This window comes from Caballeronia choica (assembly GCF_001544535.1).
GTDB classification, from domain to species: Bacteria; Pseudomonadota; Gammaproteobacteria; order Burkholderiales; family Burkholderiaceae; genus Caballeronia; species Caballeronia choica.
In genome coordinates, this window is record NZ_FCON02000173.1 from 1 (window position 1) to 14,642 (window position 14,642).

General features: G+C 64.5%; 11 protein-coding genes. 5 read left to right on the plus strand and 6 right to left on the minus strand.

The genetic code is table 11. The features are described 5' to 3' along the window. Positions 1-204: 204 nt before the first annotated feature. Entirely contained in the window at positions 205-1,314 is a 1,110-nt protein-coding gene (locus AWB68_RS37755) for an MraY family glycosyltransferase (protein ID WP_087649322.1), read from the plus strand. A 43-nt stretch (positions 1,315-1,357) separates the two neighbouring features. On the opposite strand, the gene AWB68_RS37760 is transcribed toward AWB68_RS37755, so the two are convergent. From AWB68_RS37760 to AWB68_RS37770, 3 genes are all read right to left on the minus strand, one after another. Further along, positions 1,358-2,179 carry an alpha/beta fold hydrolase gene (locus AWB68_RS37760; protein WP_087649323.1) on the minus strand — a complete coding sequence of 274 codons (822 nt, stop codon included), beginning with the start codon at positions 2,177-2,179 and terminating at the stop codon, positions 1,358-1,360. 347 nt (positions 2,180-2,526) lie between these two features. After that, on the minus strand, positions 2,527-3,606 hold the full coding sequence (locus tag AWB68_RS37765; RefSeq protein ID WP_087649324.1) for a glycosyltransferase family 4 protein: 1,080 nt from the start codon (positions 3,604-3,606) through the stop codon (positions 2,527-2,529). Next, entirely contained in the window at positions 3,606-4,853 is a 1,248-nt protein-coding gene (locus AWB68_RS37770) for an oligosaccharide flippase family protein (RefSeq protein WP_374729645.1), read from the minus strand. The genes AWB68_RS37765 and AWB68_RS37770 overlap by 1 nt, the downstream gene beginning before the upstream one ends. 326 nt (positions 4,854-5,179) lie before the next feature. Here AWB68_RS37770 and AWB68_RS37775 point away from each other — a divergent pair, with 326 nt between their 5' ends. Further along, positions 5,180-6,382, plus strand: a complete 1,203-nt coding sequence (locus AWB68_RS37775) for a glycosyltransferase (RefSeq protein WP_087649326.1) — start codon at positions 5,180-5,182, stop codon at positions 6,380-6,382. A 72-nt stretch (positions 6,383-6,454) separates the two neighbouring features. Here AWB68_RS37775 and AWB68_RS37780 read toward each other — a convergent pair whose 3' ends face one another. Then, positions 6,455-7,606 carry an acyltransferase family protein gene (locus tag AWB68_RS37780; protein WP_087649327.1) on the minus strand — a complete coding sequence of 384 codons (1,152 nt, stop codon included), beginning with the start codon at positions 7,604-7,606 and terminating at the stop codon, positions 6,455-6,457. A gap of 567 nt (positions 7,607-8,173) precedes the next feature. Between AWB68_RS37780 and AWB68_RS37790 the strand changes: the two genes are divergently transcribed. Together AWB68_RS37790 and AWB68_RS37795 are read left to right on the plus strand one after the other, a co-directional pair. Further along, entirely contained in the window at positions 8,174-9,655 is a 1,482-nt protein-coding gene (locus AWB68_RS37790; protein ID WP_087649329.1) for a hypothetical protein, read from the plus strand. 69 nt (positions 9,656-9,724) lie between these two features. Beyond that, entirely contained in the window at positions 9,725-10,924 is a 1,200-nt protein-coding gene (locus AWB68_RS37795; RefSeq protein WP_087649330.1) for a glycosyltransferase, read from the plus strand. Between the two features lie 74 nt (positions 10,925-10,998). Here AWB68_RS37795 and AWB68_RS37800 read toward each other — a convergent pair whose 3' ends face one another. Both AWB68_RS37800 and AWB68_RS37805 read right to left on the minus strand, forming a co-directional pair. Next, positions 10,999-12,753 carry an FAD-dependent oxidoreductase gene (locus AWB68_RS37800; protein ID WP_087649331.1) on the minus strand — a complete coding sequence of 585 codons (1,755 nt, stop codon included), beginning with the start codon at positions 12,751-12,753 and terminating at the stop codon, positions 10,999-11,001. A 414-nt stretch (positions 12,754-13,167) separates the two neighbouring features. Further along, the gene (locus AWB68_RS37805) at positions 13,168-13,806 is read right to left on the minus strand and encodes an LbetaH domain-containing protein (protein WP_235028722.1); all 639 of its coding nucleotides are present in this window, start codon (positions 13,804-13,806) and stop codon (positions 13,168-13,170) included. 318 nt (positions 13,807-14,124) lie between these two features. On the opposite strand from AWB68_RS37805, the gene AWB68_RS37810 reads away from it, so the two are divergent. Continuing rightward, entirely contained in the window at positions 14,125-14,565 is a 441-nt protein-coding gene (locus AWB68_RS37810) for a hypothetical protein (RefSeq protein WP_087649332.1), read from the plus strand. Positions 14,566-14,642 lie beyond the last annotated feature (77 nt).

Sequence of the window (14,642 nt, forward strand, 5' to 3'; positions counted from 1 at the left end):
GAAGCTGCTTTCTTTGCTTACTTTCTTTGCAGCAGCAAAGAAAGTGAGTCCCGCCCCGGACAGGGGCAGAGCAAATAAACCAAAAACAAAACAAGTTCCATGGAAGCACAAGCGCATCAAACGGTGTAACCCCAACCCAACCCAACCCAACCCACCCCACCCCAAGCGCCAGCGACCATCCCATTCCCCAAACCCTCATCCCCCATGCTCAGTTTCGCGCTCGCTTTCCTGATCTCACTCCTGGTAACGCTCCTGATCGTGCGGTACGCACATCTCCACGCGGGATTCATCGGCGATACCGACCTCGCCAGCGTGCAGAAATTCCACTCGAAACCGGTCCCGCGCATCGGCGGTGTCGGCATCCTCTGCGGTCTCACCGGCTCGGCCGTCCAGCTCCATTGGGCATACCCGGCCGTCTCCGCCGGCATTCTCGCCATCGTCGCCTGCGGCATGCCGGCCTTCTTCTCCGGCCTGATCGAAGACCTGACCAAGCGCGTAAGCCCGCTCGTGCGCCTCGTCTGCACAATGGCCGCCGCCGCCCTCGCCTACGCACTCCTCGACATCGCCGTCACGCGCATCAGCGTGCCGCCGCTCGATTTCCTGCTGTCGATCGCGGTGATCTCGTGCGCGGTCACCGTGATCGCGGTCGCAGCACTCGCCAACGCCATCAACATCATCGACGGCTTCAACGGGCTCGCCTCGATGGTCTCGGTCATGATGTTCGCGTCGCTCGCCTATGTGGCGTTCCAGGTGCACGACCCGATCGTACTGTCCGCGTCGCTCATCATGATGGGCGCCGTGATCGGCTTCTTCATCTGGAACTTCCCCGCCGGGCTGATCTTTCTCGGCGATGGCGGCGCGTATTTCGTCGGCTTCATGCTCGCCGAACTGGCGATCATGCTCGTCATGCGCAATCGCGATGTATCCGCGTGGTTTCCGGTGCTGCTCTTCATGTATCCGATCTTCGAGACCTGCTTCTCGATCTACCGGAAGAAGTTCATTCGCGGCATCTCGCCCGGCATCCCCGATGGCGTGCACCTGCACATGCTCGTCTACAAGCGGCTGATGCGCTGGGCGGTCGGCGCGCAGAACGCGCGCGAGCTGACACGCCGCAATTCGCTGACGTCGCCCTATCTCTGGCTGCTGTGCCTCGTCGCCGTGATTCCCGCGACGCTCTTCTGGCGCCACACGGTGCATCTGTTCTGCTTCGTCGTGGTGTTCGCGGCGACTTACGTGTGGCTCTACATGAGCATCGTGCGCTTCAAGGTGCCGCGCTGGATGGTGTTCCGCCGGCCGCACACGATGAAGAAATAAGGCCGGCGCACGCGCGCCGGCCCGCTGCCAACTATCGCCGCCTTTACGACTCGATGAACGCGAGCAAGTCCGCGTTGACCTTGTCCGCCTCGACCGTGCACATGCCGTGCTGGCCGCCCGGGTACACCTTCAGCGTCGCGTTCTTCACGATCTTCGATGCCAGTTCGGCTGCCGCGGCGATCGGCACGATCTGGTCGTCGTCGCCGTGCAGGAAGAGGGTCGGCACGTCGAACTTCTTCAGGTCCTCGGTGTAGTCGACCTCCGAGAACTGCTTGATGCATTCGTACTGCCCCTTCATCGCGCCGCGCATGCCCTGCAGCCAGAACTCGTCGATGATGCCCTGCGACACCTTCGCCCCCTCCCGGTTGAAGCCATAGAACGGAATCGCGAGGTCCTTGTAGAACTGCGAGCGGTTCGCCGCGACGCCCGCGCGGATGCCGTCGAACACGTCGATCGGCAGGCCGCCCGGATTCGCCTCGGTCTTGAGCATCTGCGGCGGGACCGCGCCGATCAGCACCGCCTTCGCGACCCGCTTCGTGCCATGCCGCCCGATGTAGTGCGCGACCTCGCCGCCTCCGGTCGAATGGCCGACGAGCGTCGCGCCGGTGATGTCGAGCGCGTCGAGGAGCGCGGCGAGGTCGTCGGCGTAGGTGTCCATCTCGTTGCCTTCCGACGGCTGGCCGGAGCGCCCGTGGCCGCGCCGGTCGTGAGCGATCACGCGATAGCCCTTCTGCGACAGGAAGAGCATCTGCGAATCCCAGGCATCGGCATCGAGCGGCCAGCCGTGGGAGAACACCACGGGACGCCCGGTTCCCCAGTCCTTGTAATAGATCTCGGTGCCGTCGTTCGTCTTGATCGTGCTCATCGTGCGAAGCTCCTTGGTTGTGCGGTGGATGGTCTGATGCGCCGTTTTTCCGCATCGCCGTCGGGCGGGCGATGCGGCCGTCGGTGGGCGGCGGCGCCCGTCGTGTGGCGCGTCGATGACCGGGGATTCTGGCGATGCGGATCGGATGCACGCCAGTCACGCGGCCCGCTCGCGACGGACACAAGCAGCATCCTCCGCCAATCCGGTGAAAGTTTCAGTGATCGAAGTGGGTTACGAACGATCGGCGCATGCCTGTCGTCGTTGGGAAGTACCGGAAACCGGTAATGACGTACCGCTTTCCGGTAAATCCGGTAAATCCGGCAACCGCACGATTCCCGCGCCGCCTCTCAAGCCGGCGCAGCCCGCGGCATCCGCTGCGTCACCTCATGCGCCACCGCCAGATACCGCGCCGCCGTATCCGCAAGCGTGAGCCCGCCAAGCGGACGCAGCGAGCGCGGCTCGCGCAGCGCCGTCACGAGCGCGCTCGCGTAGGCGTTCGTATCGTCGGGATCGCACAAGTGCACGCCGGGAAAATCGGCGGCGAAGCTGAACGGCCGGATCTTGCTCGCGACCACCGGCACCCCCGACGCCAGCGCCTCCAGGAACGCGATGCTGTGCCCTTCCGAGCGGGACGGCATCGCGAACACGCGCGATTCCTGCAACAGTTCGGCCACGTCCGAACGCGGCCCGTGCATGCTCACGCGCCCGGCAAGTCCGAGCTTCGCGACGAGATCGCCCACCGCCGCGTGATAGGCCGGGTCCTCGATCACGCCGCACAACAGGAGCCGCGCCTCGGGCACCGACTCGATGACGCGCTCGAACGCATGCACCGTCGACAACTGGTTCTTCACCGACGTATAGCGCCCCACCTGCACGATCTGCGCGCTGCCTTCGGCACCCGCCAGCGGCCGGCGCGCAAAACGGGCCATGTCGACGCCGTTCGGAATCAGCGTCATCGAAGGATGACGGCCGACCGCGCCGACGTAATCGTCGATATTCGCGGGCGACACCGCGATCACCGCGCGCGCTCGCCGCGAGAGCATGCGCTCGACGCGCCGGAACAGATAGCGCTCGAAGTCGTTGGTCGCGGAATGCATCACGTAGACGACCGGCACGCTGAGCGGCAGCGCGCGGGCGTAGAACGCGGGGATCGTCGCGTGGGCGAACAGGACGTCGGCGCGATAGCCCTTGACGATCTGGTAGAGGCTCCACAACTTTCCGACGCGGCCGTACACGCGCTCAGGGAACAGGCACTGCACGCCGTTCGCGACCAGTTCGGCCTGCAGCGCGGCGAAATCGGCCTGCGGAGGCGTCAGCGCCGTGACGCCGACCGTCTCGCCGCCGCGCTGCTGATGTATCGCAAGATCCTTCGCCAGCACCTCGGCGCCCGACAGACGCGGGGCCAGAACCAGGTGAAGTATGCGCATCACGCCTCCCTGACGATACGAAAAAGCATCCAGCCCGCCGCCGATCCCAGCCCCACCGTCATCGCCCAGGCGATGCCGGTGACGCCCCAGAAATGCGTCGCCACCGGAACGGTCACGCACAGCACGACCGCCTGGATGATCGAGGCGTGCGTCGCGACCTTCGGCATGCCGACGGCACGCAGCCACGACACCAGCACCGCGATCACCGCGCCGATCGCCATGTTGATCACGAAGATCCTGAAGAGCGGCACGGCGGGCAGCCACGCTGGCCCGAGCACGAATTCGAAGAGCGGCTGCGCGGCGAACCGCAGCACGATCACGAGCACCGCAAGACCCACGGCCGCGAGCGCGAGATAACGCCTGAACATCCGTTGCGCGGCGTGCACGTCGCTCCGATGGTGCTCGGAAAACGTGGGAAACAGATATTGCGACATCGCGATGGCCGCATCGGCGAGCAGCATCTGCGCGAGCTTCGACGACATCTGGTATGCACCGAGCTGAAGCGGCCCGAGCAGCTTGGCGACGATCACCTTGTCGAACTGGTTCAACAGGAGATTGACCACGCTGCCCGCCCAGATCCAGCGGCTGAAGTTGACATAGTGCCCGATCCCGGAGAACGCGAGCCGGATCGGCGGGCGCGGCGACATCGTGGTCCAGGTGAGCGTGGACTTGAGCAGTTCGGCCGCGAGCAGGCCGATCAGCACGGAGTACGCGCCCGCGCCGCCGAGTGCGCAGACAAGGCCGATCGCGCAGTCCATGAACGCGGCCGAGGTCTCGACGCCGGCGAGCTTCTGGAAACCGCGCTGGCGCGTGACGATGAAATACGCCGGCGACGCGATGCCGCGAAGAATCGGCAAAAGTGCCGCGAGCAGCAGCAGTCCGATCGATCCGCCGAGGTGAAACTGGCTGCTCATGAACGGCGCGAGCGCGGCGATCAGCAAGCCGATCAGCACGCCGCGTGCGGCGAGCGTCGTCCAGACCGCGCCGAGTTCGCCGTGAGTCGGCGTCTCGCGGCCCTGCACGACGGCCTGCGCGAGACCCGTATCGGAGAGCGACTCCGCGATCGCAACCGCCAGCAGCGCGATGCTGACCGCACCGATCGCCTCCGGCCCGAGGATCCGGCCAATGGCGAGAAACTTGACCGCGACGAAACCCCGCACCACCACTTGCTGCAGTAGCACCCAGAACGCCGCATCGTGATCGAATCGCACACGCGCCGGTAAGAATGAAAGCCGGACAGATCTCACTAAGTGTTCCCCGCGCTGCTTGATGGTTCCAGACTGCTGTGCGCCGCGTCGCGAGCGCCGACGACTCGCCGGAGGCTTCGGTGGCCGCATCCGGGATGGTGTGGCGCGCCGCCACGACCGTGCGCACGCGCTCTTCCACGAAGTAAGCAAACGGTATCGTGGCCAAGGCTGCAATGGACGCCAACGCGTAGTCTAAATCGGCCCGATCTTCGACGTCGTGTGGGCTTCACCACTGTCTTTTGACGCCGATAAACGCGCGACTTTGGCGCATGCCGTAAGCACGGCGATGCTAGTGTGGGGAATCGTCCGCTCAATGCTACCTTCGCATGCCAAACGACACCGTCCTCATCATCGAGCCGAACTTCAGCGGCCACCGCTGGCGCTACGCCGAATGGGCGGCAAACGCCTACATGGAAGCGGGATATCGAAGCCTGATCGTAACGGACCCGTTGAACGGGAGTCATCCGCTCGTCAAAAAGATCCGGGCGGAAGACCGGCCCGAGCTGCAGGTCGCGCTTGTCGCGCCGCCCGTGCGCAGCGGCCGGCGCGGGTTGTCGTCGGTGAGCTATGCGCGCTTTCACCAGGACTTCCGGCATGCCTACGAAAGTGCGAGCGGTGGGCGCGAAGTCGCGCTCGTGGTCGTGCCGTACGTCGACTATTTCTTCTTCGCGCTGCCGTTCCTGGGCTCGCCGTTCGGCGCGACGCCGTGGGTCGGCATCACGATGCGCTCGAACTTTCATCACGATCAGGTCGGTGTGAGAGCGCCGCGCCGTCCGCTCGTTAACGCCGCGAAGGCGCAGTTGTTCAAGCGCGCGATCCGCACGCCGGGCCTGAAGACGCTCCTCACGATCGATCCGACGCTCGCCGACTGGTGGTCGGATATCGGGCAGCGCGCGTCAGGCGCGCGGCGCCACGCCGCCGGACTCGACTATCTCGCCGATCCATTCCCCGATGCGCGCGCCGCCGTGCCCGCGCTCGCGAAGGCGCGGCTCCGGCTCGGCGGCGGCAAGCACGTACTCGTGTACGGCGCGATCAACGACCGCAAGGGTGTCTTCGAGCTAGCCGCGGCGCTCGCGGCACGCCCGGCCGGTCCCGACACGCCGACACTCGTGATCGCCGGGGCGCAGGACGAAGAAGTCCGCGCGTCGCTGCGAGCGGCCATCGCGAAACTCGTGCCGGCACCCGTCGTGCTCGACAGCTTCATTTCGAGTGAAACCGAGCTCGACCTGTTCTCGGCGTGCGACATCGTGTGGCTCGGCTACAAAGGGCACTACGGCATGAGCGGCGTGCTCGTACAGGCGTATCGCTTCGGCAAGCCCGTGATCGCCACCGCCGATGGCCTCATCGGCTGGTTCTGCCGGACGGGCGAACTGGGCCCGGTCGTCGACGACCTGTCGCCGGCGTCGATCAATCGCGCGCTCGACGCCGTGGTCGCGGGCGCGCCTCACGCGACGCCGGGCGCCCAGCATCTGCTCGAACGCAATACGCTCAGCCAGTTCAAGAAGACGTTGCGGCAGGCGCTGGCCTGAAGCACAACGCGTTGAAAAGCAAAAAGCGGCGCACATGGCGCCGCTTTTTTCATTTGACGAGAAAGCACCGCGTCAGGACACGTGCCCCGCTGCCGGCACTTCGATCGCGCCTTTGCGCTTCGCCGGAAAGAGCGCGTCGCGGATGCGCAGGAACGGAAACTCGACGGCGCGCGTCGTCACATAGCCAACGATGATCGCGATCGCGAACTGCGCGGCCATGATGAACGCCCACGACGGGATCGCGGGCAGCCCGAGCGCCTCCGCCTTGCGGATCAGCATGTCGCCGGGTGCGAGCGCGAGCGAGTGCCACAGGTAGATGCCATACGAATAGAGACCGATCCATCCGATCGCGCGATAGATGAACGAGTCGCGAATCGAGCCCGAGTACTCGAGCGTGAGCACGATGAGCGCGGTGAAGCCGATCGCCTGAATCGTGTAGCCGATGCTCTGGTCGAGCGCGACGTTGCGCGTGGCGAACGCGAGCCACGCGACGAGCAGCACGACCATCGCGATCAGCACCTTCTTTTGGGCTGCGATCCGTTGATACACGCCCGGCTTGAGCCAGTAGATCGTGGCGAGCAGCACGCCGAAGAGCAGGCTGTCGATCCGGTACTGCGTGTAGAAGAACGCTCCGTTCAGGTCGCCGCTCGCCACTGCCGCGCAGCGGGCGACGAGCACCACCATGCAGATCGCGAACAGCACGCCGAGGATCGCGTTGACCCTCAACTTCAGCCGCGAGAACCCGATGATCAGGAGCGGCAGGAACAGGTAGAAATGCTCTTCGACAGCGAGGCTCCACGTCTGCGCGATCGACGAGCCGAAGTAGTTCTGCATGTGCGTGAGGTTCTGGACGAGGAAGGTGCTCGTCGGATGGCGTCCCGCGAAGACATGAAACAGAATGAGCACGTAGTACGCCGGCCAGATCTTGAACATCCGGCGAATGATGAAGCGTCCCGCGTCGATGCGGCCGGCCTGCGCATACTGCTTGAGCAGCAGGCCGCCGACCAGAAACCCGGAGAGCGTGAAGAACAGGTTGACGCCTTCGTGGCCGAAGCTCTTGAGCGGCATTTCGAGCGCCGCGATGAACGCGCTGCCGGTCGGATACGAATGAAAGTGGTAGCCCATCACCGCAATGATGGCGATTCCCCTGATGAAATCGAGTTCGATCGATCGCTTCGATTCCTGTTTGGGTAGCCTCATGCGCGCCGCGCCGAACAAGCTCATAACCTTCCCCCTTTTGCGAAGGTCTCGCGTAACTCTCGTTAGCGACAGTCCTCGCGTCCCTGCCTGGCGACGCTGTATTGGACCTTTATATGGCGATCCCGCTGGGCGGGACGGGTGCCACACGCTCTCGCTTGTTCCCGAGTTCGGCGCGCACTCTCGTGGAGCATATGTCGGTCAATTACCGTTTCCGGCATTTGAATCTTCGGCCGGGAATGGCGGTTTGATCCGCCAACATCCGGTCGTTGACGGACATCGACGCATTCCGGGTGTTCGTCTTGCAACACTTCTCGTTCACCCGGAGAGACCTCCGGCCCGGATGCGTGGTGTGGCGCACATGGGCGTCAGTCGTTTCGCGCCGAACGCTAGTGCCTGGACGCCGCCGCAAACGTGTCACATAGTGCCGCTGATATATTCGACCAACAAATACGGGGGTACCCGGGGGGACCGTGACGGCGAGCGCGCCGAGCGCGACAATGGTCTCCGGAGTACGCAGCGGCGCGGCCGCCGCCATGAAGAGCTTAAAGAGCTCAGCGAGCTCAAAGAGCTGATGTGACGAGAGAGAACGACATGCGCAACAAGTACGCTCTGTTCTGGATGTGGATGTTCCTGCTTCCCCTGGCGCTCGACTTCAAGGGCGCGCAAACGGCAAGCAAGCTCGTGCAGATATTTCTCGTGCTGCCGACCGTCGGCGCGGGCGTCGCGCTGTTGCTGATCGCGCCGCGCTTCGCACGCCGCTCGAAAATGCGCTCCTTCGTCACGGTGGCGCTGCTCATTACCATCGTCGGCAGCGCCGTCACGCAACTCGTGCAGGGCAACGACATGGGCAACTACCTGCGCGTCCTGCTGCCCTTCCTCCTGATGCTGCTCGGCTATTTCGTCGGATGCCATCCGTGGAATCAGCAACGGCTCGAACAGATCGAACGGGTCATGTTCTGGTCGATGGTGGTGTCGCTCTTCTTCAGCTTCGCCTACGGCCTCGCGACCGGCGGCAGTCTCGAGAACGTGCGCTTCAGGATCGTCTCCGTCACCTTCCTGTGCCTGCAGGGACTTCTGCTGCATGAATTCGTCGTCGCCAAGCGGCTCTCGAAGCTGTCGGTGGCGCTCTTTCTCGTGACCGTCGTCATCGAACTGCTGAGCGTCACGCGCAGTCTCCTGGTCGGCACCGTGCTGCTGTTCGCGTTCGCGACGTGGATCGCCGCGCCCTCGCTCAAGCATTTGCTCAAGTCCGGCGCACGCGCGGTCATGATCGGCGCGCTGCTCACCGGCATGGCGTTCGCCGCCGCCGCGATGTTCCCGACCGTGGCCGAGCACTGGACGCAACGCATCTTCTTCTCGTCGGAAACCGAGTCGGGACGCGATCCGACCACCATCACGCGCCTCGCGGAAATGAAGGACCAGTACGACCAGACGACGGGGTCGGCGGTGTCGGTCATCGCGGGCATGGGCTACGGCCACAACTATCGCTACTCACCCTCTTACCTGCCCGATCTCGCCGGCCAGATGAGCGCGAAGGATTTCTACGCGATCAAGGAATGGGCCGCGGGCCACAATTTCTGGGTCTATCAATTTTTCGCGGGCGGCATCCTGTTCGGCCTCGCGCTGCCCTTCGCCGTGCTGTTCGCGCTCTGGCGCGGCTCCAGGGCGTATCGCGTGTGGCGCCGCCGCGCGCCCGACGTGCTCTACCTGCCGGTCCTCGGCCGCGCGCTGCTGGTGCTCGCCGCGCTGCCCGCGACCTCCGTCGGCGGCAATCCGCTCGGCAACCGTTTCTCGGGGCTCGTGTTCGGCGTGGCGCTCGGCTTGCTCGTCGCGAGTTACGGGCGGATCGCCCACGCGATGCGCATGCGGGCCGCGGCCAACCCGGCGCATCAGCGCCCGCCGCTCTATGGCGCGGACTTCGGCCCGTCGTACGCCGGCCCGCGACCATACCAGCCGGGCCCGCAACAGCAAGAACCCGAAATCCTGCCGCCGCACCCGGCGCCGGCGCCATCCCTCACGCACGACCGCCACAAACCGCCCTCCGGTTCGAGCACACTCGTGCCGCTTGGCTGACATGGCGCCGTGCGGCGTAACGGACTGGTGCGGCGTGATGGCCTTTTCGGATTCAACCGGCACATGCACATGAAGATCCTCCATTTGCTGTCCACCATCGACCCCCGCGCCGGCGGCCCTACCGAGGGCGTTCGCCAGAGCGGGGTCAGTTTGCAGTCGATGGGACACGAGGTCGAAGTCGTCACGCTCGACGATCCCGCCGCGCCCTGGCTCGCGGCGTTTCCGCTCACGGTGCATGCGCTGGGGCCGTCGAAGGGCAACTATGGCCTGTGTCCTCAGCTCGTGCCCTGGCTTCGCGAGCATGCGCCGCGCTTCGACGCGGTGATCGTCAACGGCCTCTGGCAATACCACAGCTATGGCACCTGGAAGGCGCTGCGCGGCAGCGGCGTGCCTTACTACGTGTTTCCCCACGGCATGCTCGACCCGTGGTTCAAGCGCACCTATCCGCTCAAGCACCTGAAGAAGTGGCTCTACTGGCCGTGGGCGGAATATCGCGTGCTGCGCGATGCCGAGCGCGTCCTCTTCACCGCGCAGGAAGAGCGCGTGCTCGCGCGGCAATCGTTCTGGCTCTATCGCGCGAACGAGGAAGTCGTCGCGTTCGGCACGAATCCGCCGCCGACCGACGCCAACCGGCTGCGCGCACAGTTCCTTGCTGCGTATCCGTCACTCGCGGACAAGCGTCTGATCCTCTTTCTCGGACGCATCCATGAGAAGAAAGGCTGCGACCTGCTGATCAAGGCGTTCGCTGCCGTGCGCGATCTCGACCCGAACGCGCATCTCGTGATGGCCGGCCCCGATGGCGGCGAATGGGGCGCGCAGTTGCAGGGCCTCGCGGGCGAACTGGGCATCGCGGATCGCATCACCTGGACCGGCATGCTGAGCGGCGACCTCAAGTGGGGCGCCTTCCATGCGAGCGACGCGTTCGTGCTGCCGTCGCATCAGGAGAACTTCGGGATCGCGGTGGCCGAGGCGCTCGGTTGCGCGTTGCCGGTGCTGATCTCCGACAAGGTGAACATCTGGCGCGAGGTCGAGGCGGACGGCGCGGGCATCGTGGGAACGGATACCGCCGACGGCGCCGCCGGGATGCTGCGCCGCTGGCTGAGCCTTTCTCCCGCCGACGCCGCGACGATGCGCGCGCAGGCGCTCGCGACGTTCACGAAGCGCTTCACCGTCGATGCGATGTCGCGCGATCTCGTGCGTCTCTTGAGCAACGGTGCGAGCCATCGGAACGGTGCGTTCGGGAAGCGGCCGCGAACGGCGTCGCTCTGACGCCGAGCCGCACCCAATGAAAAACCCGCCGCGGCGGGTTTTTCTTCGTGCGTCACTTGAGGCGATGGAGCGCGTTACTCCTTGCCCATCTGGAACGCGAGATCGTTCTGCATGTGCAGCGTCGACGCCGCGAACGGCAACGGCTCTTCCTCCTGCGGCCGATCCATCGCCTGATGCTCGGCGGCGCTGATCGGCGTCACGGTCGCGCTCGCGCCGTGCGCGCTTTTCAGCGCATGCGCGATATGCTCGGACAGACGCAGCGTCATCGCGGCGATCGTGATGGTCGGGAAGTTCGCGCCCACGGTCGGAAACACGGAACTGCCGGCGACATAGAAGTTGCTCAAACCATGCATCTTGCAGTTCCTGTCGACGACCCCCTGCTTCGGCGAATCGTGCATGCGCGTCGTGCCCATGTGATGCCAGGTGCCTTCGAGTTGCGCGGGCCAGGGCTTGCCTACGAGCGGCTCGTCGAGCGTCACGTCGGCCACGCCGCCGCGCTTCAGCTCTTCGGCGAGGAGCGCGACGGTGCGATCGAAGGTGCGCTTGACCAGCTCCGTCACCTGCCAGTCGACCTTCACACGATTCAGCCCGAGGCTGTCCTTCTTCTCCGACAGCGTCACGCGGCTGTCGCGATTCGGTTCCGCCTCGACGATCGTCTGGATCTTCACTTCGGTGATGAGCGGGCGCGGCTGCAACAGGCGCGCAAGACCGAAGCACGCGGTATCGACCGGATGCGTCATCATCGTCATCAGGTCCGACGCGAAGTTCCAGCCCGGCTGATCCTTCTTGAGAAGTGCCTGCTTGCAGCGGATCAGCGCTTCCGAACCGGCCGTGTTTTCACCGCGGAACACCGAATAGAACCACGAACGCGCGTTCAGCAGCTTCTCGCGCTCCAGCACGTCTTTCGTCAGCGCGAATTGCGACGAGATGAACGTGCCGTGCGCCGCGACCGCCGTGTTCTGATAGTGATACTTGATGTCGTAGAGCTTGTTGCGCGCCCATGCCTTCTTGAAGTTCACCTTCGCCGACATGATGCGCGGATGGTCCATGAAATAGCGGCCAACCAGGTCGTTGCCATTGCCGAGGCCCGCGGCCTGCACCTTGTTCGACGACAGCAGCAAGCGCGCATTCTCGATGCCGCCCGTCGCCAGCACGAAGACCTTCGCCTTCACCGTGAAGCGGCGGCCCGAGAGCGTGCCGACGTCGATCTGCGTGACCTGCTTCGCTTCGCCGTCGGTATCGATGTTGAGCGCGTTCGCATGCAGGAAGACGCGCACGTAGCGCGCCTTTCCCAGTTCTTCCCGATACACCTTGCCGAACCGCACCGGCGGGCTGAACTGCGAGATCGTATCGCGCACCTTGCCGGTGGGAAACGGATGGCGCTTCACATCATCGCGATGAATCGCGGCTTCCCAGTACGCCGGCTCGAAGTTGTTCTCGCCGAGCTTCAGCAGCGCGTGCGTGCGCGCGTAGTACGGGCGCAGTTCGTCGAGGCCGAAGGGCCAGCCGCTGTCTTTCACCCAGTCGCGCTTGTCGAAGTCCCACGGGTCGAGCGGACGGCACCAGCCGCCCCAGCAATTGCTGCTGCCGCCGAGATAGCGGCTGCGGCAGCCGTCGGCGAATTCGTACGGCACGCCAACGTTTTCCCCGCGATACAAATCGCGCGTTTCTCCATCCGGCTTGAAGCCCCCGCTTTCCAGCACACAGGTGTCGATACCCAGCTTTTCCATCTCGCGCGCGAGCGTGATACCCGCCACCCCGGCACCGATGACGCATACCGTGGTCTCTATGACTGCGCGCTCTTCTACACTGCGACTGTCGATGAACATGCCCCGTGCTCCCTCTCTCACTCTCGTGCTCTCAGCGATTATTCCGGGCGATGATCGAATCCGTCGATCGAACCCATCCGCTGTCGCGACTCACAATCGAAACGCCGCATCCGCCCGTGGTCCTTCCGCCTGCCTTCGGCGGCAGGACTCGTGCAGGATTCGATCGCCCTCACTGATTCGCTGCGGTGCATGCGGCGACAGCAATGGCTGTGCGCGTGGCAGCGAGAAACTTGATGCGTTGCCCCCCGTGATATTCGGCCCAGAAGAAATGGCTGACCCGCCAAACTGGCAGCCTGTACAGCCAAAGCTATTCGTCTCTTCCGTCATCCCTGACGTCCTGACAAGGATGTGTCCGTTCTCTCGCGACGGTTCGCACCCGGCACCGCTACTTATGAACAAAGATCGCGTTGCGGTTCACGCGGAAAAACGCTTCTTGATGAATCGCACCGGATTGCCGCCGTACACGCCTTCGGCTTCGAGCGAGCGATGCACGACCGACATCGGCGTCACCACGGCCGAGCGCCCGATCGTCACGCCCATCTGCACGACGCACTTCGACGTGATCCACACGCCGTCCTCGATGACGATCGGCGCGACCCGCAGGTCCATGTTGTCCGCCACGTCGTGCGAGCCGGTCGTGAGAAAGGCCCCTTGTGATATACAGACGTTCGAGCCGATATAAAGTGAAGTCTGGTTGTAGAGCCAGGCGTCTACTCCGAACCAGCAGTTGTCGCCGACTTCGAGATTCCAGGGCGCCTTCACGCGAATCGGATGCGGCATGCGGCAGTTGTTGCCGATACGCGCACCGAACGCGCGCAGGAGCGCGACGCGCAATGACGAAATCGGGATCAGCTTGTTGTTGATGATGCAGGCTTCGACGAAGAACCACACGAGCTCGATGAGCAAGCCGCGTTTGGCGACGAAGTTACCGGGACCGGCCCTGGAGAGATCGATGACCTTGCCCGGCGCGCCGGCTCCGACGCTCGCACCGGGCTGAGCATTTTCGGTGCCGCCGGTTTTGCCGATACAACGTTCTTCGATCGCCCTTTCCATTTGACCCATCCCCGCTTGATTGCATGCACTTCAGGGTGCTTTTCAGCACCGTGCGTTGCGGGCGTTGGTTGCCGGGAAGGCTCGCCTCTGATTCGTCATTTAACCGACCTTTGGTGAATGAATTATCGGCGAAGGGTGCGAGAGCACGCGTGCGCCATGCTGTGAATGGCCGCTTGGGAAAGACTTTTGGCGGCACTGGCCGGGCACTCGGAATATCCTGTTTCCATGGTTGCGCCGGGGCATCCGACTCGTCTGGCGACATCATCGATTTGCCCTCCCGCCGCGCTGCTGGCCGTGGGGTATGCACTGGAGAAATTCATGACACGCACGACCCGTTCGACGTTCCATCCGCTCGTTGCGGCGCTGTGTTTGCCGGTGGCGCTGCTATGCGTGCAGGGCGCCCATGCGGCTCCGCTCGGCGATGGCGGCAACGCCGCCGAACTGGACATGCTTGGCGCCCCGACGTCGTACGCGGACCCGTATGGCACGCCGGTGAACGGCAAGGGCGGACAGCGCGGGCCCATTGCGAATGCACAGACGGTGCAGGGCTCGACGCCGACTGACAAGCTGCTCGCCAAGCAGGATGGCATCGAAGGGGTTCAGGCGGGGCGGGTTCAGTTGCAGCCGCTCGCGCGGAATCGGAATACGAAGGCGATGCAGACGCCGGATGGGGCGGCGGCGGCATTGTATCAACAGCCGGTGGGGGGAAAGCCGGTTGCCGCGGCTAAGGCGAAGGAGATCTACAAATCCCCGTATTAGCAGGTTGCTGAAATACATGTCAGCAGAAGCCGCGTTCCTCTAACTGCGCGGCTATTGCGACGATCTTTTCGCATTGT

Excerpts from the sequence above, each read along its gene's own strand:
- AWB68_RS37755 (WP_087649322.1), top strand. The coding sequence starts at position 205 with ATGCTCAGTTTCGCGCTCGCTTTCCTGATCTCACTCCTGGTAACGCTC.
- AWB68_RS37760 (WP_087649323.1), bottom strand. The coding sequence starts at position 2,179 with ATGAGCACGATCAAGACGAACGACGGCACCGAGATCTATTACAAGGAC.
- AWB68_RS37765 (WP_087649324.1), bottom strand. The coding sequence starts at position 3,606 with ATGCGCATACTTCACCTGGTTCTGGCCCCGCGTCTGTCGGGCGCCGAG.
- AWB68_RS37775 (WP_087649326.1), top strand. The coding sequence starts at position 5,180 with ATGCCAAACGACACCGTCCTCATCATCGAGCCGAACTTCAGCGGCCAC.
- AWB68_RS37780 (WP_087649327.1), bottom strand. The coding sequence starts at position 7,606 with ATGAGCTTGTTCGGCGCGGCGCGCATGAGGCTACCCAAACAGGAATCG.
- AWB68_RS37790 (WP_087649329.1), top strand. The coding sequence starts at position 8,174 with ATGCGCAACAAGTACGCTCTGTTCTGGATGTGGATGTTCCTGCTTCCC.
- AWB68_RS37795 (WP_087649330.1), top strand. The coding sequence starts at position 9,725 with ATGAAGATCCTCCATTTGCTGTCCACCATCGACCCCCGCGCCGGCGGC.
- AWB68_RS37800 (WP_087649331.1), bottom strand. The coding sequence starts at position 12,753 with ATGTTCATCGACAGTCGCAGTGTAGAAGAGCGCGCAGTCATAGAGACC.
- AWB68_RS37805 (WP_235028722.1), bottom strand. The coding sequence starts at position 13,806 with ATGGAAAGGGCGATCGAAGAACGTTGTATCGGCAAAACCGGCGGCACC.
- AWB68_RS37810 (WP_087649332.1), top strand. The coding sequence starts at position 14,125 with ATGACACGCACGACCCGTTCGACGTTCCATCCGCTCGTTGCGGCGCTG.